General features: G+C 67.2%; 24 protein-coding genes. 10 read left to right on the forward strand and 14 right to left on the reverse strand.

The features are described 5' to 3' along the window. Nucleotides 1–19: 19 nt before the first annotated feature. From MK177_08685 to dnaA, 7 genes are all read right to left on the reverse strand, one after another. Nucleotides 20–211, reverse strand: a complete 192-nt coding sequence (locus MK177_08685) for a hypothetical protein (protein ID MCH2427390.1) — start codon at nt 209–211, stop codon at nt 20–22. A gap of 67 nt (nt 212–278) precedes the next feature. Continuing rightward, nucleotides 279–2,801 (reverse strand): DNA gyrase subunit A, encoded by a 2,523-nt coding sequence (gene gyrA, locus MK177_08690; GenBank protein MCH2427391.1) that lies wholly within the window; start codon nt 2,799–2,801, stop codon nt 279–281. Beyond that, on the reverse strand, nt 2,801–4,729 hold the full coding sequence (locus tag MK177_08695; GenBank protein ID MCH2427392.1) for a type IIA DNA topoisomerase subunit B: 1,929 nt from the start codon (nt 4,727–4,729) through the stop codon (nt 2,801–2,803). Before MK177_08695 ends, gyrA begins: the two co-directional genes overlap by 1 nt. Before the next feature lie 194 nt (nt 4,730–4,923). Beyond that, entirely contained in the window at nt 4,924–5,238 is a 315-nt protein-coding gene (locus tag MK177_08700) for a DUF721 domain-containing protein (protein MCH2427393.1), read from the reverse strand. 36 nt (nt 5,239–5,274) lie between these two features. After that, nucleotides 5,275–6,348 carry a DNA replication/repair protein RecF gene (locus MK177_08705; GenBank protein MCH2427394.1) on the reverse strand — a complete coding sequence of 358 codons (1,074 nt, stop codon included), beginning with the start codon at nt 6,346–6,348 and terminating at the stop codon, nt 5,275–5,277. A 43-nt stretch (nt 6,349–6,391) separates the two neighbouring features. Next, nucleotides 6,392–7,486, reverse strand: a complete 1,095-nt coding sequence (gene dnaN / locus MK177_08710) for a DNA polymerase III subunit beta (GenBank protein ID MCH2427395.1) — start codon at nt 7,484–7,486, stop codon at nt 6,392–6,394. Between the two features lie 219 nt (nt 7,487–7,705). After that, entirely contained in the window at nt 7,706–9,133 is a 1,428-nt protein-coding gene (dnaA, locus tag MK177_08715; protein MCH2427396.1) for a chromosomal replication initiator protein DnaA, read from the reverse strand. A 557-nt stretch (nt 9,134–9,690) separates the two neighbouring features. Between dnaA and rpmH the strand changes: the two genes are divergently transcribed. The 9 genes from rpmH to MK177_08760 all read left to right on the forward strand — a co-directional run bounded on the left by rpmH (nt 9,691) and on the right by MK177_08760 (nt 15,246). Beyond that, complete coding sequence (rpmH, locus tag MK177_08720) at nt 9,691–9,825, forward strand: 50S ribosomal protein L34 (protein MCH2427397.1); 135 nt, start codon at nt 9,691–9,693, stop codon at nt 9,823–9,825. After that, nucleotides 9,822–10,160 (forward strand): ribonuclease P protein component, encoded by a 339-nt coding sequence (locus tag MK177_08725; protein ID MCH2427398.1) that lies wholly within the window; start codon nt 9,822–9,824, stop codon nt 10,158–10,160. Before rpmH ends, MK177_08725 begins: the two co-directional genes overlap by 4 nt. Further along, nucleotides 10,141–10,449: a membrane protein insertion efficiency factor YidD gene (gene yidD, locus MK177_08730; GenBank protein ID MCH2427399.1), complete on the forward strand. Its 309-nt coding sequence runs from the start codon at nt 10,141–10,143 to the stop codon at nt 10,447–10,449. Before MK177_08725 ends, yidD begins: the two co-directional genes overlap by 20 nt. Continuing rightward, entirely contained in the window at nt 10,449–11,669 is a 1,221-nt protein-coding gene (gene yidC / locus MK177_08735; GenBank protein ID MCH2427400.1) for a membrane protein insertase YidC, read from the forward strand. Before yidD ends, yidC begins: the two co-directional genes overlap by 1 nt. 202 nt (nt 11,670–11,871) lie before the next feature. Continuing rightward, a complete protein-coding gene (locus MK177_08740; protein ID MCH2427401.1) occupies nt 11,872–12,066 on the forward strand; it encodes a hypothetical protein in 195 nt (64 codons plus the stop codon). A 158-nt stretch (nt 12,067–12,224) separates the two neighbouring features. After that, complete coding sequence (locus MK177_08745) at nt 12,225–12,695, forward strand: hypothetical protein (protein MCH2427402.1); 471 nt, start codon at nt 12,225–12,227, stop codon at nt 12,693–12,695. Further along, complete coding sequence (locus MK177_08750) at nt 12,692–13,366, forward strand: class I SAM-dependent methyltransferase (protein MCH2427403.1); 675 nt, start codon at nt 12,692–12,694, stop codon at nt 13,364–13,366. The genes MK177_08745 and MK177_08750 overlap by 4 nt, the downstream gene beginning before the upstream one ends. A 198-nt stretch (nt 13,367–13,564) precedes the next feature. Continuing rightward, nucleotides 13,565–14,338 carry an AAA family ATPase gene (locus tag MK177_08755; GenBank protein MCH2427404.1) on the forward strand — a complete coding sequence of 258 codons (774 nt, stop codon included), beginning with the start codon at nt 13,565–13,567 and terminating at the stop codon, nt 14,336–14,338. Further along, nucleotides 14,335–15,246: a ParB/RepB/Spo0J family partition protein gene (locus tag MK177_08760; protein MCH2427405.1), complete on the forward strand. Its 912-nt coding sequence runs from the start codon at nt 14,335–14,337 to the stop codon at nt 15,244–15,246. The genes MK177_08755 and MK177_08760 overlap by 4 nt, the downstream gene beginning before the upstream one ends. 41 nt (nt 15,247–15,287) lie before the next feature. Here the strand turns inward: MK177_08760 and MK177_08765 are convergent, their stop codons facing one another. The 7 genes from MK177_08765 to MK177_08795 form a co-directional block, all read right to left on the reverse strand. Next, nucleotides 15,288–16,307: a peptidoglycan-binding protein gene (locus MK177_08765; GenBank protein ID MCH2427406.1), complete on the reverse strand. Its 1,020-nt coding sequence runs from the start codon at nt 16,305–16,307 to the stop codon at nt 15,288–15,290. 28 nt (nt 16,308–16,335) lie between these two features. Continuing rightward, nucleotides 16,336–16,662 carry a thioredoxin gene (gene trxA / locus MK177_08770; protein MCH2427407.1) on the reverse strand — a complete coding sequence of 109 codons (327 nt, stop codon included), beginning with the start codon at nt 16,660–16,662 and terminating at the stop codon, nt 16,336–16,338. 102 nt (nt 16,663–16,764) lie between these two features. Continuing rightward, nucleotides 16,765–17,724 carry a thioredoxin-disulfide reductase gene (gene trxB, locus MK177_08775; protein MCH2427408.1) on the reverse strand — a complete coding sequence of 320 codons (960 nt, stop codon included), beginning with the start codon at nt 17,722–17,724 and terminating at the stop codon, nt 16,765–16,767. A 35-nt stretch (nt 17,725–17,759) separates the two neighbouring features. Further along, a complete protein-coding gene (locus MK177_08780; GenBank protein MCH2427409.1) occupies nt 17,760–18,098 on the reverse strand; it encodes a hypothetical protein in 339 nt (112 codons plus the stop codon). Between the two features lie 53 nt (nt 18,099–18,151). After that, complete coding sequence (locus MK177_08785; protein ID MCH2427410.1) at nt 18,152–18,988, reverse strand: DegV family protein; 837 nt, start codon at nt 18,986–18,988, stop codon at nt 18,152–18,154. Then, entirely contained in the window at nt 18,985–20,937 is a 1,953-nt protein-coding gene (locus MK177_08790) for a DUF6049 family protein (GenBank protein MCH2427411.1), read from the reverse strand. Before MK177_08790 ends, MK177_08785 begins: the two co-directional genes overlap by 4 nt. Then, nucleotides 20,934–21,728, reverse strand: coding sequence for a GNAT family N-acetyltransferase (locus tag MK177_08795; protein MCH2427412.1), 795 nt, complete (start codon nt 21,726–21,728; stop codon nt 20,934–20,936). The genes MK177_08790 and MK177_08795 overlap by 4 nt, the downstream gene beginning before the upstream one ends. A 122-nt stretch (nt 21,729–21,850) precedes the next feature. On the opposite strand from MK177_08795, the gene MK177_08800 reads away from it, so the two are divergent. Then, entirely contained in the window at nt 21,851–22,858 is a 1,008-nt protein-coding gene (locus MK177_08800) for a histone deacetylase (protein MCH2427413.1), read from the forward strand. Nucleotides 22,859–22,874: the final 16 nt, after the last annotated feature.

The following is a 22,874-nucleotide window of genomic DNA, read 5'->3' on the forward strand; positions in this document are numbered from 1 at the left end:
TCGGCCACGGGCCCGAAGTCTAGGGGTAGGCGTGGGGACGGCAGCGGTCGCCCCGACACGGAACGGTGACCGCACGGGCCGTGGCCCGAGCACGCCCGACCCGGACCGTGACCTCCACGGAGGTTCCGACCCGCCGGAAGGCCTCGAGTACGGCCCAGTTGGCCACGAGGGGCAGGATCTGGCCCAGGTCGTCGTGGCCACCGTGTTCCACGTCTCCCCCCCCGCATGCACCGGCAGGCAGTCCTGTCGCGGGGAAGCGTTCGCTCCCGGGGGACCGATCAGTCGATCTGTGCGCCTTCCGCCGGATCGGCGGCGGATGCGCCTTCCAGGGGCCCGTCGTCGAGGTCCTCGGCGGGTGCCGGCGACACGGCGGCGACCTGCTGGCCATCGCCGGGCGACATCACCCGTACGCCGGTCGCATCCCGGCCCTGGACCGAGATGTCCGATGCCGGCATGCGGATGATCATCCCCGATGTGGTGACGGCGAACAGCTCGTCCGTAGCGCCGACGACCAGGGCCCCGGCGACCCGGCCCCTGTCGCTCGTGGTCCGGATGCCCCGGACCCCCATGCCGGCCCGCCCCTTCCTGGTGAACTCGTCCAGTTCCGTACGCTTGCCATAGCCCTCTGTGGTGAGGTGCAGGATCATGGCGTCCGGCCGGGCCACACAGCACGACACCAGCTCGTCGTCTCCCCGAAACTTCATGCCCCGGACTCCGGCGGCGTCACGACCCATGGCCCGTACGTCGGCCTCGGAGATGCGCAGGGTCTGGCCCGAGCGGGACACCAGGAAGATGTCGTCCCGACCGCTCGTCGGCACCACAGCCACCAACTCGTCACCGTCGTTCAGGCGCACCGCGATCAAGCCGGCCTTCAGAGAGGAGTCGTAGGCGGTGAAACGGGTCTTCTTGACGCGACCGGTCCGGGTGGCGAAGAACAGGAAGCGGTTCGACTCGTAGTCCCTGGTGTCGATGATCGCCTGGATCCGCTCGTCCCGCTGGAGCGGCAGGAGGTTCACGAGCGAGGTCCCACGGGCCGTCCGGCCCGCCATCGGAACCTCGTGGGCCTTCAGCCGGTACACCTTCCCCCGCGTGGAGAAGAACAGCAGGAAGGCGTGCGCCGTGGTGTGGATCAGGTGGGCGATCGCATCCTCGTCCTTCAGCCTCGCTCCGGTAACGCCCTTGCCACCCCGGCCCTGGGTCCGGAATTCCGAGGTGGACATGGTCTTCACATAGCCCGCCGCGCTCATGGCGAAGACGAGCTCCTCGTCGTCGATCAGGTCCTCGATGTCCAGGTCGCCCGGGTCGTGGACCATCTGGCTGCGACGCGGCGTGGCGTGTTCGTCCCGGACGGCAGCCAGCTCGTCCTTGATGACCGCCCGGAGCCGGTCCTCGTCTCCGAGGATGATCTCCAGCTCGGCGATGGTGGTCAGGAGCTCTGCCATACGATCCTCGAGGTTGCTGCGACCCAGCCGGGTGAGTCGGACCAGCTGCATGTCCAGGATGTGGTTGGCCTGGACCTCGCTGAACTCGAACCCGTCGGCCATCAGGCCGTCACGCGCCGTGCCCCGGTCCGCTGAACCGCGGATCAACGAGATGATGTCGTCGATGCTCTCCAGCGCCTTCAGCAGGCCGAGGGTGATGTGCGCCTCGTCGCGGGCCCTGCCCAGCCGGAACTCGCTCCGCCTCCGGACTACTTCCATCTGGTGGTCGACGTAGGCCGCCAGGAGGTCCCTCAGGTTCAGCGTGCGGGGCACACCGTCCACGAGGGCGACGGTGTTGACCGAGAACGTGGTTTGCAGCGGCGTGCGCTTGAACAGGTTGTTCAGGACCACCAGCGCCGGGGCGTCCCGCTTCAGCGAGATGACGATCCGGGTCTTGCCCTGGGCCGACTCGTCGTTCACGTCGGCTATGCCGTCGATCTCCCGGGCGTCCACCAGGTCGCGGATCTTGGACATGATCAGGTTCGGACTGGCCTGGTAGGGCAGTTCGGTGACGACGATCCGGCTGGACCGCGGCCCCTCTTCGATATCGGTGAGGGCCCTCATCCGGACCTGCCCCCGACCGTTCCGATAGGCCTCCCGGATGCCGGACCGGCCCAGGATCTGTGCTCCGGTGGGGAAGTCCGGGCCCGGAACGTGCTCCATCAGGTCATCGGGTGTGGCGTCCGGATGGTCGATGAGGTGGATCGTGGCGTCGATGACCTCGCCGAGGTTGTGGGTCGGGATGTTGGTGGCCATGCCCACGGCGATGCCCTGGCTGCCGTTGACCAGCAGGTTCGGGAACCGGGCCGGCAGCACCTCCGGTTCGGTGAACTCGCCTGAATAGTTGTCGGTGAAGTCGACAGTGCCCTCGTCGATCCCGGCCAGGAGCTGTAGGGCGATCGGGTCCAGGCGACACTCCGTGTAGCGGGCGGCGGCGGCGGCGTCGTCCGGTGAGTAGCCGAAGTTTCCCTTCGGATGGACCACCGGATGCCGGAGGCTGAAGGACTGTCCCATGCGGACCAGGGCGTCGTAGATGGCCTGGTCACCGTGCGGGTGGTACTTGCCCATGACCTCGCCCGTCACCCGGGCGCACTTCATGGTGGGTCGGTCGGGTCGGGCTCCCAGGTCGTACATGCCCCAGAGGATCCGCCTGTGTACCGGCTTGAGGCCGTCGCGGGCATCCGGAAGGGCCCGCGACACGATGACCGACATGGCGTAGTCGAGGAACGACTGCTCCATCGCCTCCTGGATCTCGATCGGCTGGATGGCTCCCAGACTGACCACGTCGTCCTCCACGGGCGGTTCGATGACGTCATCCATCAGATGTCCAGGAATCGCACGTCGTGGGCGTTGTTCTGGATGAACCGCTTGCGGCTCTCGACGTCCTCCCCCATCAGGGTGGAGAACACCTCATCGGCGATGGCCAGCATCTCGACCGAGACCTGGAGCAGGCTCCGGCGGGCCGGATCCATCGTGGTCTCCTTGAGCTCGTCGAAGTCCATCTCGCCGAGGCCCTTCAGGCGTTGGAACTCCCGCTTGTGGGTCGGATGGTCGACCATGAAGGCGTCCTTGGCGTGGTCGTCCTTCAGGTAGACCTTCTCGCGTCCGACGACCGTCGAGTACAGGGGCGGCTGGGCGATGAACACGTGTCCGTTCTCGACCAGTGCCCTCATCTGGCGAAAGAAGAACGTCAGCAGCAGCGTCCGGATGTGGCTGCCGTCGACGTCCGCGTCACAGAGCAGGATCACCTTGTGGTAGCGGATCCTCCCGACCTCGAAGTCCTCGCCGAAGCCGCCTCCGATGGCCTGGATCAACGTCTGGATCTCGGTGTTCTTGAGCATCCGGTCGGACCGGGCCCGTTCCACGTTGAGGATCTTTCCCCTGATGGGAAGGATGGCCATGGTCCGTGGGTCCCTGGCCTGGACAGCCGAGCCACCGGCCGAGTCCCCCTCCACGATGAACAGCTCCGACTCCCGCGGGTCGCTTGAGGCACAGTCCTTGAGCTTGTCCGGCATGCCCGCGCCGTCCAGCGCCGACTTGCGCCGGGCCGACTTGCGGGCATCCTGGGCAGCCACCCGGGCCCGCTGCGCGTTGAGCGCCTTCTGGACAATCCGCCTGCCCTCCGACGGATGTTCCTCCAGCCACTCGGCGAGCTTCTCGTTGGTCGTCCGCTGCACCAGCGAACGGGTCTCCACGTTGCCCAGCTTGGACTTGGTCTGGCCCTCGAACTGCGGGTCGGCCAGCCGCACGCTGATGATGGCGGTAAGGCCCTCCCGGATGTCCTCTCCCTGGAGGTTGGCGTCGCTCTCCCTGAGCAGGGAGCGCCGGCGCGCGTAACGGTTCATCACCGAGGTGAGGGCGCTCCTGAAGCCCTCTTCGTGCATCCCCCCCTCCAGGGTGTTGATCCCGTTGGCAAAGGAGTGGAGGCCGTCGCTGTTAAAGCCCGTGTTCCACTGGAAGGCGACCTCGACCTCCTGGCCCCTCTCCTCACCCTGGATGTGGCCCACCTCTGAGAACAGCGACTCCTTGGAGGCGTTGACGTGGGCCACGAAGTCGCGGATGCCTCCCTCGTAGCAGTAGACGACCTCCTCGTGCCGGTCGCCCTCACGTTCATCCGTGAGGCGGATCTGCAGCCCCCGGTTCAGGAAGGCCATCATCTGGAACCGCTCGGCCAGGGTCTGAAACCGGAATCGGGTCTCGTCGAAGATCGTGCTGTCGGGCCAGAAGCGGACCGTGGTTCCTGTGCGGCCGTCCGGCGAGGCTCCGATGTCGTCCAGGCGCGTCTCGAGGCGGCCGCCGTCCACGAAGTCCATGTAGTGGCGACGACCGTCCCGGTCGATCTCCACCTCCACGCGGGCGGACAGGGCGTTCACCACCGAGATGCCGACCCCGTGGAGGCCACCAGAGACCTTGTAGCCCTCTCCACCGAACTTGCCGCCGGCATGCAGGAGGGTCATGACCACCTCGGCTGCGGTGAGGTCCGTGTGCTGGTGGTGCCGTTCGACTGGGATGCCCCGGCCGTCGTCAGACACCCGGCAGCAGCCGTCCTCCATCAGGGTCACATCGATGGTGGTGCAGTGGCCGGCCATGGCCTCGTCCACCGAGTTGTCCACGACCTCCCATACGAGGTGGTGGAGGCCCGTCGGACCGGTCGAACCGATGTACATCCCGGGCCGCTTCCGGACCGCTTCCAGTCCCTCCAGGACCGTGATGTCGGCGGCGCTGTAGGAGGTCTCGGCACTCGTCATCGGGGCCTCTCCAGAGGTGTCGGGCTACATGGGCTCCGAGAAGCCGAAAAATCCGTCGAATAGGCACAAAACCGCAGGTCAGAGTGCCAGTTCACGACCGCGCCAGCCTACCAGCGGCAAGGCTTCCTCCCACGGATCCGGACCTTCCCCGCTGGGCGCTGTGGTCCTCGGCGCAGGGCATGCATGCTGGTCGCTCAGGCCTCCCGTCGAGGCTCCACCCGGACCCGTACGGCGGTGATCCGATCGGGGCCCACGATCCCCGCGATCCGCTCCAGCAGCTGGGCTTCCAGCCAGGAGATCTGGCTGGCCCAGGCAGGGTCGTCGACGCTCACCAGGAGCTCCGATCCCCGTACCGCCACGGCCCTGATCCTCTCGGACAGGCGGTCCCCGACCACCTCCGGCCACCGGTCCATGAGGGTCGCCACGGAGTCGATATCGGGCGATCCCATGCCAGCCAGGAGGCGTTCCAGGCTCTTCCTGATGGGGGTCGGCCCCCTCTCCTCACCCATGGGGTCGAAGGTCGGGGACAGGCCCCGTGTCGCCGGTCATGAGATCCGGCCGTCGACGAGCCGCAGCAGCGTGCCGGGCTCGACGCCGGAAGGGACGGATCCCGCCGTGGTGATCACCGACTGGGTCGCCGGCAGGAGGCCGACCAGGGCCCGCACCCGGTCGTCGTCCAGTTCGGAGAAGACGTCGTCGAGCAGCACGACCGGATCGGTACCCGTCCGGTCGACGACCACCCGGTGGCCGGCGAGGCGTAGGGCGAGTGCCACCGACCGCTGTTCGCCTTGGGAGGCGTGCGTGCGAGACGGCAGCCCGTCCACCTCGATCGCCACATCGTCGCGATGGGGTCCGACGGTGCTCACGCCACGTCTGACATCATCTGCGCGGGCATTCCTCAACGCTTCCACCAGGCCAGCGGCAGACCACTCATCGCGATAGGCCATGGACATGGTCGACGCTCCCCCGCTGACAGCTTCGAGGAACTCGCCGGCGACCGGCCCGAGTGCCTCCAGGAGTTCCTGTCGGACGGTGGCCAGTTCCCCGCCGACCTGTCCCAGCTTGGCGTCCCATACGTCCAGGGTCACGGCCACGTCGGCGGTCAGCCGACCACGCGCTTGCTTTAGGAGCGCGTTTCGCTGCCGCAGGATCCGTTCCAGGTCGGAGCGCAGGGCGTAGTTCCGAGGGTGGACGTCCGTCAGGAGGTCGTCCAGCCACCTGCGCCTCCCGCCCGGACCTCCCTTGACCACGGCGAGGTCCTCCGGACCGAACACCGTCGTCCGGAAGTGGCCCAACAGGTCCCTCACCCGGGGCACCTGGTTCCTGTTCACGAGGATGCGGTTGCGTCCGGAGGCCAGCAGCTCGGCCTCCAACAGGATCGTCCTCTCACCCCCGCCCACCTCCGCCCGGATGACCGCCTGACCGGCGCCATGCCTTATCAGGGCCTCGGTCGGGGCCCCCCGAAACGACGAACCCCGGGCCAACCAGGCGATCGCCTCGACCAGGTTGGTCTTTCCCTGTCCGTTGCCTCCCACAACGAGGGTCACGCCGGGATCCAGGCTCACATCGACCGACGCGTGGTTCCGGAAGTCGGTGAGCCAGAGCCGGTCGACTGTCATGGCCGGTTTCCCGATCGACTAACGACCGGATCCTCCGCGACCGTCAGGAGACCCGAACGGGCATCAGCAGGTAAAGGAACTGGTCGTCTCCGGTGCTACGCAGGATCGCCGGCTTCAGCGAGTCGACGGTATCCAGCCGGACCTCGTCTCCCGGGCTGACCTCCAGTCCATCCAGCAGGTACTCGGGGTTGAAGGCCACCGTCAGGTCGGACCCGGTGTACTCCGCATCGAGAGTCTCACGGGCCTGTCCGACGTCCTGGGTGATGGCCATCAACTCCAGACCGTCCGAGGACATGGCCAGCCTTACAGGGGTTGAGTCCTTGGCCAGGATTCCCACCCGGCGGACCGCGTCCAGCAGCGCGAGGCGGTCCACGACCAGCGAATTCGGGTGGTCCACCGGAATGAGGCCCCGGTAGTTCGGAAACTCGCCCTCGATGAGGCGGGTCACGATCTGCACGTCGTCGACCACGAAGCACGCATCGCGCTCACCGAGCCGGATCGTGAGGTCGGAGGCGTCGCCCAGGATGCGGGCCACGGCATCCAGCGCCCGGGACGGCACCAGCACGGTCTGGTCACGTCCCAGGATGGAGGTTCCCGGGAGGTCGCGTACGGCCAGCCGATAGGAATCGGTCGCCACGAAGCGGAGGCCGTCCTCCTCGGCTGCCATCAGGACACCGGTGAGAATCGGTCTGGCGTCGTCGATGCTTGCTGCCTTCACCACCTGGTCAAGGGCGGCCGACACCATCACTGCGTCTAGGGTCACCGATTCTCCACCGGGTTCCTCGAACCGGGGATACTCGTCGGCCGACATCACCCGGAGGCTGAAGTCGGAACGCCCGGACACCAGGCTCGCACCATCGTCTCCTACCGAGAACTCGATCTGCCCGCTGTCCATGGCCCGCACGATGTCGGATCCCAACTGGGCCGAAAGGACGACGGATCCGTCCTGTTCGCCACCCACCTCCGCCTCGACACGAATGGTGAGGTCAAGGTCGCTGCCCATAACCGTCAACCGGTTGCCGGTGAGCTGCAGGTGGAGTCCAGACAACACTGGCAGGGTGCCGCCGCGCCCGGACACAGCCCGACGCGCTACAGAGAACGCCCGGTCGAGTACATCTCGCTCGCATCGGAACTTCACAGGCTTATCACTTTCGATTGATCAGGATTCAAATCTGGTAGTAGTGGCAATAGGTGTTGTGGATTGTGGAGTATCGCCCATCTCTGCAGGTCAGGAGGATGATGCTCGGAACTGCGTAGTCCACCGTCGTCCCCAGTGTCACCACGGTGGTTGTCCTGTCCTGTGGATGGGCTGGAGGTCGTCCACCGGAGGTCCACAGCGTCGTCCACGGGCGGGGGATCAGTTCCTGGCCCGTACAGATGAGATCAGGGTGGATACCTGGTCGTAGATTTCCCGTCGCTCGGGCATCAGCTTGCTGATCTTGTCGACGGCGTGGATGACCGTCGTGTGGTCCCTGCCGCCGAACGCCCTCCCGATCGCCGGGTAGCTCATATCGGTCAGCTCGCGAAATACGTACATCGAGACCTGACGTGCGGTGACCAGGGGGCGTCGCCGGCTTCCACCGATGAGGTCATCGTGTGGGAACCCGTAGAGCTCCGTCGTCTTGGACAGGATGAGGTCCGGGGTAATGATCAGCGGCGACGTGCTGGAGATCAGGTCACTGAGGATGCTGATGGCCATCGCCCTGGTACAGGGCTCATGGTTCAGGCTGGAGTAGGCGGCGACGCGGGTGAGCGCTCCCTCGAGTTCCCGGATGTTGTCGGTGACGCTCTCGGCGATGAAGAGGAGGACGTCGTCGGGCACCTGGACGTCGCTGGGGGTCTGTTCCGCCTTCTTGCGGAGGATGGCGAGGCGTGTCTCGACGTCCGGAGGTTGGATGTGGGTGACAAGGCCCATCTTGAAGCGACTGCGGAGTCGGTCCTCGAGCGTAGAGATGGAGTCCGGCGAACGGTCGCTCGTCAGGACGATCTGTCCACCCTCCTGCTGGATGGAGTTGAAGGTGTGGAAGAATTCCTCCTGGAGGCCTTCCTTGCCCTCCATGAACTGGATGTCGTCGACCAGGAGCACGTCGTTCCTGCGGTAGCGATCCTTGAATTCTGGGAGTTGCTTGTTTCGGATGGCCTCGACGAACCGGTTCATGAACGTCTCACTGGATACGTACTGCACCCGGTAGGTCGGATAGTGGGCGGCGACGTAGTTGCCGACGGCCTGGAGGAGGTGGGTCTTGCCGAGGCCGGCGTCTCCGTAGATGAACAACGGGTTGTAGGACCGTCCGGGGGTCTCGGCCACCGCCTGGGCGGCTGCGTGGGCGAACCGGTTGGACGAGCCGATCACAAAGTCCTCGAAGGTGAGCCGACCTGCGAATGGCACGTCGCTGGTCACTACCGGAGTCGGATGGGTGAGTGGGTCGAGGGCCGGCCCGGGTGCTGCCACAGGTGCCGCAGCAGGTGCAGGAGCCGTTATGAGGTCCAGCGGTGAGGCGAGCAGGTTCATGGTGAGTGGGGGTTCCTCGTCAAGGTTCTCGCGGATCACGATGCGCAGGCTCAACTGGTCATCACTGATCCCGGCCACGGCGTCGTTGACCAGGGCGTGGTACCGACCCTCGATCCGGTCCCGGATGATGCTGCTCGGGACCGACACGGTCAGCGTCTCGGCGTCGGCGGCCACCGGTTGTGCAGAGTTGAACGTCATCTGCCACACCACGTCGGACACCTGCGCCTGGATCGCTGCTGCGCAGGCTTCCCACAACACCGTCGCGTCCGTCATCGTCGTCTCCGTTCGGATTGTCCACAGGTGTGGAACCTGCTGTGGAAAGGTCGGCGAAGGTGGAAAACGGTCGTACGAGGCCCACTCCGCCCTGTGTGTGGGCGGGGCAACGTAGCAGTCTGTGGACGACGGCGCGCCGGATCAATTCGCGGTGGACATCGCGCCTGTTCAGTCCCACTTTCGCGCGATCAGCGCGATTCGGGGACCTGCGGTCCCATCCGGTCCCGTGTCGCGGCCGGACGGTGCGGTCGGCCGCTTGGCCCTGTGGATACTGTGGACAACCCACCCACCGGCTTCCATGACGGCCAGACGGCAGGATGTCGCGGCCTGAGGGATGACGGACCGCCGGTTGGCGCGTACCCAAAGTGCCCCGTAGCCTGAGGGTCGGGTCATGGACCGCCCCGAGCCGGGTGGTCCGATCCGGTCGGCATCCGAGCCGGCTCCGTTGACCATCGGGTCGGCGAGTGGACGCATCCAGTCCGCGGTGAACGAAAATCGACGGCCAACTGGGCGCTCCCCCTCCTGACGACGCCCACCGTGCCAGCAGGAGACCTTTCATGAAGCGTACGTATCAGCCCAATACCCGGCGACGGGCTCGGAAGCACGGCTTTCGGAAGCGCATGCGCACCCGTGCCGGCCGGGCGATCATCAATGCCAGGCGCCGGAAGGGTCGAACCCGCCTGTCGGCTTGATTACCCGTCTCAGCAGACGAGACGACTTCCATGCGCTCCGTCGTGATGGTCGATCCGTTCGACGCGGTCCGTTGCGGGTCGGGTTCCGACCAGCGGACCTGCCTGTGGCCGGGGTCCGCGTTGCGTACGCCATCCCGAAGCCGGTTGGTTCCGCGGTGGTCCGCAACCGTGTGCGTCGTCGGCTCCGGTCGATCCTTCTGGGGATCGACCGTTCCCCCCGCTCCCTGCCGCCAGGTGACTACCTGGTCCGGGTACGTCCCGGAGCCGCCGACTCGTCGTTCGACGAGCTTCGGCGCCACCTGATAGAGGCGATCGATGAACTCTCCGACCGTTGATGACCTGATGGAGGCTCGTGGCGTTCCGGCTTTCGCCGGGCCGGGACTTCCGGCCCGGCTGCTGCTCGGCTGTGTGCGTGGCTACCAACGCCTCGCTGGTGGTCGGCCGACACCCTGCCGCTTCCTGCCGACGTGTTCGAGCTACGCCCTCGACGCCCTGGAGCGTCACGGCGCCGTGCGTGGATCGTGGTTGGCCCTGCGGCGACTGGGCCGCTGCCACCCGTGGGGTAGCCACGGCCTGGACCCGGTTCCCGGCGACTCCCCCTTCTCCAACAGAGGTGACGCCTGATGTTCGATGTGATCGCTGCCGTCCTGGCCTGGTTCTACAGCGTGGTTCCCAGCTTCGGGCTGGCCATCACCCTGCTGACCGTCGTGGTGATGGTCGTCGTGACTCCGCTGACCCTCAAGGGCACGCGGTCGATGATCAAGATGCAGCACCTCCAGCCGGAGATGAAGAAGATCCAGACTCGGTTCAAGGGCGACCGGGAGGCCATGAACAAGGAGATGATGGCCTTCTACCAGGCCAACGGCATCAACCCGATGGGGGGGTGCCTACCCCTGTTCGTCCAGGCACCGGTGTTCATGGTGCTGTACCAGGTGCTCAGGGGCATGACGCGGCGGCTCTCCGACATGGGGGGAAACATCGGTTGGGTGGCCGGTCGTCTGGGTGCCGGGGAGACCCTGGCCGAGGTACCGGCCGATCCACAGACCTTCTACCCTGCCTACGTCGACTCGGGTTCGGAGCTCTTCGCCGACCTGAGCAACGAGACGGAGATGCTCTTCCTGGGCTTCGACCTCTCCCGGTCGGCGAGTTCAGCGCTGTCACAGAGCGTCCTGGCGGCGTTCCCCTACCTCGTCTTGATCCTCGTGGTGTTCCTCAGCGCCTGGGTCCAGCAGCGCCAGATCCGCGGACGGAACCCCGACGCTACGGTCAACCCACAGCAGCAGATGCTGATGAAGGTGATGCCGTTCATCCTGCCCGTCATCTCGTTCAACCTCGATGCGGCCCTGGTCCTCTACTTCGTGGTGTCGAACCTCTATCGGATCGGTCAGCAGGCCTACATCACCCGGACCCTGTACGGACCGGGCCATGGGACCGAGCTGGTCGTCCTCCCGGAGAAGCCGACTAAGGGTGAGAAGGGCTCATCAGAGGGTCCCAGTGCCGAGAAGGCGTTGAAGACCACCACGAAACCGCCCCAGGCGAGGCCCTCGTCTCCGTCAGCCCGACAGGGTCGGACCACGGCGGGTACAAATAGGAGTGATTCCCAAAAACGTGAAGAACCATCGGATGCGGATGATTCCGGTAGACGCGCTTCGCGTATCCGGAAGTCGGCTAAGCCAGCGGCCACGGTGAAGAAGAAGGATGGCCGTCGCCGGCGCAGGAAGGCGTCCGATGAGCCGAAGGAAACCGACAAACGGCCGCCGGCGGCCCGTGCACGCGGGGGACGTACCACTCCCCCGGGCACGGCTCGGGCGAGTGGCCCCAGGAAGAAGAAGAGGAGGAAGTGAGCCATGGAGTGGATCGAAACCACAGGCGTCTCACTCGATGAAGCGAAGGAACGGGCCCTGGATCGTCTGGGCGTGGCCGAGGACGATCTGGAGGTCGAGGTTCTGTCTGAGCCGACGCGCTCGATATTCGGCCTGAGGAAGTCCGAGGCCCGCCTGCGGGCCCGGGTTCGTCCTACCAGTCCCCGACCGAGGGTTGATCGGCGTGACCGCAACCGCCGTAATGACCGGAATGGTGGTCGGGGACGCCAAGCCGACGGTCGACAGGACCAGAAGGGTGGGCGCGGGTCCCAGGACTCGCGTCAGGGTGGATCGGACGATGTCGGCAAGGGTGGGAGAAACCGCCGTCGCCGGGGTAACGGTGACGGTCGTCAGGCCGACCGCCGGCAGGATCAGGTGACCGCGTCCGCCGGGCGTGATGGGGACGACGGTCATACGAGTGGGAGTCCGGACAAGGGCCGGGAGAAGGGTCGCCAATCGGCGGCCGGGGAGTCGTCGGCGAAGTCGGCGAATGGCAACGGCCGCAGGAGCGACCGGGAGAGGACTGAGGTGGAGGCCATGGATCTGCAGACACAGGCTGGGATCACCGAAGGGTTCGTGCAGGGTCTGCTCGACGCTATGGGTCTCGATGCCCGTGTGGAGAGCACCATCGAGGAGGATCGGCTCACGGTGGAGGCCCACGGTCTCAACCTGGGCCTGGCAATCGGACAGCGCGGGGAGACAGTCCGTGCCATCACGGAGCTTTCGAGGACCCTGGTCCAGCGGAGCTCGGACGGTCAGGCCGAGGGTTTTCTGGTGGTCGACATCGGTGGCTATCGTGAGCGGCGACGGTCGTTCCTGGCCGACTTCGCCAGGGTACAGGCCGAGGCCGTCCTCGAGGATGGACGGTCAAGGGCGATGGAGCCGATGAGTGCGGCAGACCGCAAGGTCATCCACGACACGGTGGGTGAGATCGACGGCCTGGCAACCATTTCAGAGGGAAGTGACGCCGACCGCCGGGTGGTCATCATGGTCGAGTCCGCCGGGTGACGACACCGGTCGAGGAGATCCTCGACGCTGCGGTCGCTGAGGGGTTCCTCACCCCCCTGGCGGCTGCCGAGGGGCCCGCGCACAGCGCGGGTTTCCTTCGTTTTGGGGCGCTGATCGAGACTGGGGCGGGTCCGGGGTCGAGAGCCGGCGACGGTGTCCAGGTGGAGCTGGATACCGGCGACGTCGCTGTCGATCTTGGTACCGGGGGAGGGGTCCCCGGGTTGGTGCTGGCTGCTCTGACGTCAAACAGATGGGTGCTGGTCGATCGAGGTGATCGGCGGTGCACGTTCCTCCGATGGGCCGTCCGAGAGTTGGGTCTGGGCGATCGCGTGGAGGTTCTGGCTGTCGACGCCGTGCAGGCGGCACGGGGCGGCCTACGCGGAAAGGCGGCACTGGTTACTGCCCGGGCGTTCGCGCCACCAGGCCCTACCGCCGAGTGTGCGGCACCGTTCCTCGCCACGGACGGGATCCTGGTGGTCAGTGAGCCGCCAGGTGATCAGGTCGACACGGTGGGTCGATGGGTACCCGATGCCCTCGACCAGCTCGGCATGGTGGACCTTGGAGGATGGCGATTCAGCGGGGCGGGATACAGGGCCATGCGGGCCACCAGGACCTGTCCGTCCCGTTTCCCGCGTCGATTCAGTCGTCAGCTGGCGGGTCCCCTGTTCTGACCAGTTGGGTGCACCGGTGTTCCACGTGGAACACCGGTGACATGCCCTGTAGGGGGTAAGGACCGATGTTCCACGTGGAACATGCAGGACTTTGCCTGGATGTCGTGTTCGGAACTCGCAGGCGAACGGCACGTGCAATTTCCGTTGTCGTCCACAGGATCCTTGCATTTGCCAACGGGCACTAGCATGATGCTCGGAATGTTCAGGAAGAACCGTCGTGCCCGCGTCATCGCTGTTGCCAACCAGAAGGGTGGCGTGGGAAAGACGACTACGACGATCAACCTGGGTGCGGCCATGGCTGAGTCTGACAAGCGGATTCTCGTCGTGGATCTGGACCCGCAGGCCAATGCGACGACCGGGCTGGGGATCTCCAACAGGGGCCTCCAGGCATCGATCTACGAGGTCATCCTTCAGCAGACGACGGTTGGTGAGGTCATCTGCACCACTGAGGTGCCAAACCTCGAGGTGGTACCCTCGAGCCTGGCGCTGGCAGGGGCTGAGATCGAGTTGGTGACGGCGTTTAGCCGTGAACACCGGCTTGAGCGGGCCCTGGAAACGGTTGCCGACGACTACGATGTCATCCTGATCGACTGTCCACCGGCCCTCGGCCTCCTGACCGTCAATGCCCTGGTCGCAGCCCAGGAGGTACTCGTGCCTATCCAGTGTGAGTACTATGCCCTGGAAGGGCTCGGCCAGTTGGTGGGCAACGTCGACCTCGTGAGGGCGAACCTAAATCCGGATCTCAAGATCTCCACCATCGCCCTGGTGATGTACGACGCCCGGACGAACTTGTCGGAGCAGGTTGCCGAGGAGGTTCGGACCTTCTTCGGTGACAAGGTGTGTCGACAGGTGATACCGAGGTCGGTTCGCCTCTCGGAGGCGCCGTCCTTTGGGCAGCCCATCACGGTGTTCGATCCAACCTGTCGGGGCGCGGTTGCCTACAGGCAGCTTGCGAAGGAGGTGCTGAGATGAAGAAGAGCGGACTTGGTAAGGGCCTGTCGGCCCTCATACCGGCGGCAGCAGACGACGCTGATGGCAGGTCAACTCCGGACGAGGTGTCGACTACGGCCAAAGCGCCGACCCCTGACATCAGGTTCGAGATGGTGTCGGTGGCCGATATCGAGCCGAATCGCTACCAGCCCCGTCGGGTGTTCGACGACGAGAGCATGGCCGAGTTGACTGCTTCCATCCAGGAGGTGGGGATACTCCAGCCCCTCCTGCTCCGGAAGGGAGGTGCGGGTTATCAGCTCGTGGCCGGTGAACGGCGTTGGCGGGCTGCTCGACGAGCAGGTCTGACCATGGTGCCCGCGGTGGTGAGGGAGGCCGAGGACCGCGACTCCCTGGAACAGGCGATCATCGAGAACCTCCATCGCGATGACCTGAACCCCCTGGAGGAGGCCGCCGCCTTCCACCGGCTGATGGACGAGTTCGGCCTCACACAGCATCAGGTGGCTGTCCGAGTGAGCCGGAGTCGACCGGCTGTCGCCAACAGCCTCCGGCTGCTCCACCTCCCAGATGGCGTCCAGCAGATGATCATGGACGGTCTGCTCTCCGCCGGCCACGCCAGGGCCCTTGCCGGGCTGGGTGATCGCCAGCTGCTCGAGCAGTTGGCCATGAGGGTTGTCGATGATGGGCTGTCGGTCCGTCAGACCGAGGAACTGGTCCGTTCTCTGGACGATGTTCAGGTTCCAGATCCGCAGTCGGTCGATCATCCGGTCGCGGAGCCTCGGGAGGCGGCGGCCCTGGAGGTCGAGCAGATCCTGAGCGACCGTCTCGACACCACCGTCCGGGTGCATACCCGGGGACGAAAGGGTCGGATCGTGGTCGAGTTCGCCGACCAGGACGACCTTCAACGGCTTTTCAGGCTTCTAGGAGGCTGACCCGGGCGGGGGTTGCGCCAACCGCCCCACGTACTCGAGTGTCAAGCCTCGACGATCGGCGGCCTGTCGGGTTCGGCGGCCGGATCGGCCACCCACCGGGTGATCGCAGTGGCCAGAGCGTCGGCGATTTCCGCAGTCGCCAGGACGACGACCGATGGTGGGGCCAACGTGCAGAGGACGGCGGGCATTCGCGTCCGTCGGAGGACTGGCACCCGTCGGCCTACACACCCGGTTGCCGGGACATCGGCGCTTCGAAGGGCATGATCGAGGCCGGCGGCACAATGGTGGGCGAGCCTGTAGCCACCCTCGCTCAGGAACCCGTTGGTGGCGAAGTAGTTGGACTGTGAATGGGAATGGTTCTCAATTCTTAACCCCAGGTACATCGCAGCTTCAAAGTCATTCGCAGTGGTGGCCTGGATCGTCTCGTCCGGGTGGTCGAGTACCAGGACGTGGGCTCCCCGGGCCCGCAGGATTCTGGCGAGTGCCGAGATCAGGGCACCGGAGTTCCCGAACTGTCCGATGGCCAGGCGCTGGCCGTGGAGGTCGGGGCTTCTCTGTCGCAGGCGGTCCAACTCCCGTACCTGTGCGACCGGGGTCCGACCAACTGCCCGACCCAGGAGCTGGCGGAGTCCAAGGACGGTCTCGGATCCGGCGATGCCATCGACCGCCAGGCCGACGTTCCGTTGGAAGTCGCTGAGTGCTCCGGCCGTGTCCGGGCCGAAGATCCCGTCGATCCGACCAGCATCGAATCCGAGGCTGCCGAGGCGGAGTTGGAGATCAGCCACGTCGTCGCCCCGAAACATCGGAGCGTGCAGGTAGAGATGACGATCCCCGAGCCGAACCCCTGCCTCCACGAGGGCAGCCTGGGTGGTCTCGTCGACCGTGCCATGTTCGTCCAGGCCGCGCTCGGCCTGGAAGGCCAGAAGCGCCCGGGTCGTGTCCGGCCCGAAGTGACCGTCGGACTCCTCGACGGCGTCGACCGGATGGCCGACCGCCAGCAGGCGGCGGTGGAGGTCCCGGACGGGAGCCCCCCGGTCGTCGGGTCGAACCGGCTCGGACACTGGCCGAACCGCCGGGTCGCGAGGTCGCCTAGAGGTAGTCGGCCAGTTCCTCGAGCAACTGGGGCTTGCCCTTGGCGCCCACCATGCGCTTCGCGGGCACGCCACCGTCGAACAGGATGAGCGTCGGGATGCTCATGACCTCGAAGCGACGGGCCAGGTCGGGTGCCTCGTCCACGTTGACCTTGGCGATCCGGATGGACCCGGCCTGCTCGGCTGCTATCTCCTCCAGGATCGGAGCGATCAGCTTGCAGGGGCCACACCACTCGGCCCAGAAGTCGACAAGGACGGGTTCTGGCGTTGCGCCGACCTCCTCGTCGAAGGTGGTCTCGGACAGGTTCGTGATGGTACCGGCCATGGGGGTCTCGTCTCTCGGAAGGATCTCGGTTGGCTATTTTCTATCCGCTCGCTGGCGGGAACGCGGCACGGACCGGTCCGACCGGCAGTCGGCACCGGACGGTCAGTCGCATCGACCCTCCAACCACCGCTCGGCATCGATGGCTGCCATGCAGCCGGATCCGGCCGCGGTGACGGCCTGTCGGTAGGTGTGGTCCTGGACGTCACCACAGGCGAACACGCCTTCGATGTTCGTCGTTGAGCGGTCGGCGCCGGTGACCAGGTAGCCGGCGTCGTCCATGTCGAGCTGGTCGGTGAACAGGTCGGTGTTGGGTCGATGGCCGATGGCGATGAAGACTCCGGTGACCGGTAGGTCCCGTTCCTCGCCGGTGACCGTGTCGCGCAGCGCCAGCGCCTCGACCTTGGTCCCACCGACCACGTCGACCACGACCGAGTTCCAGGCGAACTCGATCTTCGGGTTGTCGAAGGCCCGCTGTTGCATGATCTTCGAGGCCCGGAGTGTGTCCCGTCGATGGATCAGCGTCACCTTGGAGGCGAACTTCGTGAGGAAGCCCGCCTCTTCCATGGCGGAGTCACCGCCGCCCACCACGGCGATCTCCTGATCGCGGAAGAAGAAGCCGTCGCAGGTCGCGCAGGTCGATAGACCGTGTCCGATGAGGCGTTGTTCGGCCTCGAGGCCGAGCATCACGGATCGTGCGCCGGTGGACACGATGACGGCCTCGGCGGTGTAGGTGGGCTCGGCTGTGTCCGGGTCGCCGATCCAGATCGCGAAGGGGCGTGCCGAGAAGTCGGCGCGCGAAACCTTCAGGGTCACGATCTCGGCGCCGAACCGGGTCGCCTGGGCCCGCATATCGGCCATGAGCTGGGGTCCCATGATCCCCTCGGGGAAGCCGGGGTAGTTCTCGACATCGGTGGTCAGCATGAGCTGTCCGCCCGGCTGGTCGCTGTTGGATGAGGGCTCGCCCTCGATGACCAACGGCTTCAGGTTGGCGCGGGCCGCGTAGATCGCTGCGGTCAGGCCGGCAGGGCCGGATCCAATTATGACGACTTCGTGGTGGGCCACGTTCGCTCCTAGGGCGTTGGACGTGATGTCACAGGTCAGGGGGTTCGGCGGGACCAGAACCAGGTTCCGATGGCGCAGAGTGAGGCACCCAGCACCAGGTGGGCGGACCAGCTTTCCCCGGGGATGACGATGTCCAGGAGCCGGAACAGCCCTATGCCGACCAGGATCAGTGCGCCGATGGCGCAGAAGGCGACGAACACGCCGTGGACGACCGTCCGTATGACGGTGATAGCCGGTTGTGTGGTGACCGAACGGAGGCGCTCAACCGCGTCCACTACCCGGTCGATGGACGCCGTGGCCCAGTCGCGCCGTACGTCCGGCCCGTCTGCGGATGTCCCGCCAGGGGACGCCTCGGGATCGACCGGCGGGCTCATGTGGCGGATTCTACCGACGGGCACCCGGGGGCCGTCTCCGACCCGGCAGCGGGTCAGGCTCGGAGGGTGAAGCAGAGGCCGATCACGCCGGGCCCGCCGTGGCTGGCGACCACGGGTCCGATCACCCCGACCCGGGTGGCCAACGGGTCGACCAGTGGCGAGAGCATCCCGACCAGGTCGTCGATGTCATCGGCCTGGGCGTGCATGACCGACATGGTCTCGATCTCGTCGGCGTATTCGGCCACCTTGTCACGCAGCCAGGCCAGGGACTTCTTACGAGTGCGCTGCCTGCCCGCCTCCTCGACCACGCCGCTGCTGATGTCGATTAGCGGCTTGATCGCAAGGAGGCTTCCGAGCAGGGCCTGGGCGTTGCCGATCCGACCGCCCTTCTTGAGGTTCTCCAGGGTGTCGATGGCACCGAATACACGGGTTCTCTCCCGCATGGCCTCCATCAGGCCGACGATCTCGTCGGCCCCTGCTCCTCCGGCCGCGGCCTCCGCAGCGGCGAGGACCATCATCCCCAGGCCCGCGGTGACCGATCGACTGTCGACGACGCGCACGTCGCCATCGGTCTCGCGGGCGGCCAGCTCGGCCGACTCCATGGTGGCCGACAGCCCGCTGGACAGGTTGATGCAGACGATGGCGCTGGCCCCGTCGGCGAAGCGGCGGCGGAACACCTCCTGGAAGGCTCCCGGTGCCGGAGCCGCGGTCTGTGGCAGGTCCTCGCTGTCGGCCATCCGCCGGTAGAACTCGTCTATCGAGAGTTCCACGCTGTCCAGGAACACGTCGTCCCCGAATCGGATGCTGAGCGGTACCACGTCGATGCCAAGGGCCGTGGCCTCGTCGTGGGTCAGGTCGCTGGCGCTGTCGGTGACGATTCGAACGGTCATGTCGACTCCTCGGGTCGGCCGGAGCGTACCCGAGCAGCGCGGACCCACCAGATCGCCAGCACGACGATGGCGCCGACGAAGAGGAGCACCCCTACACCGGACAGGCTCGTGGTCCGGACCGTCAGATGGGCCGATCGGAGTTGGAGGAGTTGGGCGTCGTCAGGGGAGCGGACGGTGACCTGGAGTCGTGCGTCGCCAGAGGTACGCGCCTGCACCGGGATGGCGATCCTGTTGTTCCCGGGTGTCAGGACGACGGGGAGGACGGCGCCCTCGGGGAACTCCAGTCGCCCGTCGCTCTGCAGCACGAGGACTACCCGGGCGTCGGTGGACAGGCCGTTGTGCACGCTGAAGGGGATGTCGGCCCTGCGACCGGTGAGTCGGACGCTCTGGTCCGCCGGAGTCGTGAAGGCGCCGAGTACGTCGCTTACCGCGGTGTAGACCGCGGCCAGGTAGGCGTTCATGGTGTCGGTGTCCAGTTCGGCGGCCGCCGTCACCTCGAGGAGGTCGTTGAGTGCCGCAGCATCCGGATGGGGCCCGCCGAGGATCGCCGTGTAGGCCGCGACAGTGGTCTCGGCGAGGCTGCGGTCCGTCGCCCGGCGGGACATCGACGTGACGGCGTCCGGCCAGAGTTCGTAGGTGACCGCGGCGGCTGCGTCGGTGGCCAGGGCGGCGTCGAAGAGGTCCGGTAGGGGTGTGACCCGCAGGAACGGGGCCCCCTCCAGGGCTCCCAGCACGAGGTCCAGGGTGAGGGCGTCGATCGGGAGGCCGTCGGGCGCGGTCAGCACGGCGATCCTCGTCACCGTGGGATCGGACCACGCCAGCAGTGCCATGTCGGCCAGGAGGTGCTGGGCTGCCGAAACCGCACCCTGTGGATCGGTGAGGTGGCGGGCCAGGTCGGGATCGGCCACGAGGGCGGCGTGGGCGGATCCGTCACCGGCGACCAGCCGGGCGGGGAGTGTGCTCTCGGCCGAGGCTGCAGAGGGGCGGGGCTCGAGGTGGTCGGCCGAGACGATGAACCGCTCGGCCCCCAGTTGTCCCAGCAGGTCCAGGGTGGCCGGTACCGCCGTGGGCGGTAGGACGGCGATCGATCGGTCCGGGACCACGCCCAGTTGGTCCATGAGCACCCGGTCCCCATGGTCCAGGAGGTCACGGTGGACGTCCGGGCGTCCCGCCTGGCGCCACGCCTCGGGATCAGCGGTGACGAACGGTGAGGACTGGAGGCGGAACCCCGTCCCTTCGGTCCGGACCAGGTCTGCTAGGAGGCGGGCATGGTCCAGGTCGTCGGATCGGGCCAGGCCGAGCACTGTGGCTGGCGGAAGCCTGACGTCCATGGCGACGTCGGGGTGGCCGAGGGCTGCCCGGACCACGGCATCCATGTGGCGCACGGTGGCCCGGTCGGGTCGGAGTCGGCTATCGGGGCGGAGTGGGGGCGGACCCTCGACGGCGAGGGTGATCCCGACCAGGAGCGGCCGGTGGGCGGCCGCCTCGCCCACGGGCACGACGGGTAGGTGGACCAGGGGTGTGATGAGGCGGTCCAGGGCCGTGCCCCGGGCATCCAGCAGGGTCACGGTGAGCGGGTATACGCCGCCAGGTCGTGATTCGAGGCGACCCTCGGTGCCGACCTGTAGCACGAGCGATGCCACCCCGGCCGAGTTCAGGACGTTTGCGACTGCCATCTCCACCGGGTCCCCGAGGGGTTCGCCGAGCGTCCCTTCCCGGAGGGCGAGGAGCCCCCGTCGGTCGACGGTCCGATGGAGTTGGAGTCGCAGCGTGGTCTCGTCCGTGTTGCCGGTGATTCGAAGTTCGAGGGCCAGGTCACCGTCGTAGGCGATCCACGGGGACTGGGCGACGAGGGAGACGGTGGCCGAACCGGGCTCGGCCCCGGCCGGCGCTGTGACGGCCGTCAGGCCGGTTGCCACCACGACGGCGGCGATGATCCGGCGGATCATCGGTCCGTGGAGTACCGGAGCACGGTGAGGCCGCCGGGTCGTTCCTCGAAGCCGTGTCGTCGGTAGAGGGCGTGGGCCCTAGCGTTGTCGGTCTGGGTGTTGATCCACACGTCCCGGGTCCCGGCGTGTGCCAGCCACGACACGGCATCGGCGAGCAGGGCTGACCCGATGCCAATGTCGCCGTGGCCGGGATGGACGGCCAGCCGTTGGACGAACCCGCTGGTCGAGGTGCGTCCGGTGATGGCGTAGGCCACGATGCGCCCGTCGCTGCGGACGCAGCGCCGCCGGCTGACGTCGGTTGCCCCACAGGCCTCGGTGTAGGCGGCGGCGTCGAACTGCCAGATCGGGGTGAAGGTCGCGAAGGCCGCGGCGTCCACCTCCAGGACCTCGGGGATCCGAAACCGACCGATCCTGCGGATCCGATGAGTCGAATTGCCGACCTTTGCCGGATCGCCGGCCCGGAGGTACCGGTGCAGGAGGGCGAGACGTTCGTACGGTGTGAAGCCGGCGGCCACGAACGGGTGATGGTCTTCCTGTGCGATCGCTGCCGTGAGCACCGTGGCCACCCCTCGGTGGCCGAGCCGGTCGAGGAGGTCGCGGATCGTCTCCTCGTCGGGACCAGGGCCCCTGACGGTCACCACCTGGGCGGTGGAGGGGTCCCCACGCCAGGGGCTGATACGGAGCATGGTGTAGCGGCCGACCCGTTGGTATTCGACGTCGACCATCCCCGATGTGGCGCCACGAGCGCGACGGAGCCCCCGTTGGCCCCTACGGGCGTACTGGGAGGGCATCCGGACGTCGATGCTGCACAGGGTACGGCCCTGTCGCCGGCCGTCGTGGGCCGACGCAGCCAGGACGGGGCCGCCGGGCCCGGGGCCCGGGGCCGTCGGGCCCCGGGGGATACGCTCGCCGGGTGTCCGTCCTGCTGGTGACAGATGAGCGGTTCCTGGACCACCAACCGGGTCGTCGCCATCCCGAATGTCCTGCCCGCCTGACCGCCGTGTGGGAGGGCATCGACGCAGCCGGCCTGGGTGATGCAGTGGTGCGTCGGGCACCGGTGCCGGCCGATGACGGCGACCTCCTCCGGATCCACGGGACCGATCACGTGGATGCCCTCAGAGCCCTGGACGCCGCCGGCGGTGGACGGCTGGATCCCGACACGCGGATGGGCCCGGGCTCCTGGGCGGCGGCCCGCCTGGCGGCCGGTGCCGGCCTCGTGGCAATCGACGGGCTGCGCGACGGCGATGCCGAGGTGGCGTTCTGCGCCATCCGCCCCCCCGGACACCACGCCACCCCCACCCGGACCATGGGCTTCTGCCTGCTGAACAACGTGGCGGTCGCTGCTGCGGCCCTGGCCGATGCCGGCGAGCGGGTGGCCATAGTCGACATCGACGCGCACCACGGCAACGGCACCCAGGACGCCTTCGTCGCGGACGGGCGTGTCCTCTTCGTGTCCTGCCACCAGTGGCCGCTCTATCCCGGTACCGGTGCCGCAGACGAGATCGGGATCGGAGACGGCATGGGAACAACGATCAACGTGCCGCTCCCGGCCGGCGCCGCGGGCGACACCTACCGGCACGCCATGGATGTCGTGGTGGTGCCCGCCGTGGAACGGTTCGAACCTGACTGGGTCCTGGTCTCGGCCGGCTTCGACGCCCACAGGGCCGACCCGCTGACAGACCTGGGGCTGTCGGCCGGGGACTATGCCGACCTGATGGGCCGGCTCGTGGGGCTGGTTACGACGGGTCGCCTGGTCGCCTTCCTGGAAGGCGGCTATGACCTCGGGGCGCTGGCTGACTCGGCAGGGGCCCTGGTGGCCGCCGCGTTGGGTGTACGGCACAGGCCCGAGGCGACCACGGGCGATGGTCCGGGACGCGATGTCGTGGACGCCCAGGCTGCACGCCACGGGCTGGCATCGTGAGCGGGGACGGGGCGCC

It is taken from the genome of Acidimicrobiales bacterium (genome assembly GCA_022452145.1).
GTDB lineage: Bacteria > Actinomycetota > Acidimicrobiia > Acidimicrobiales > MedAcidi-G1 > UBA9410.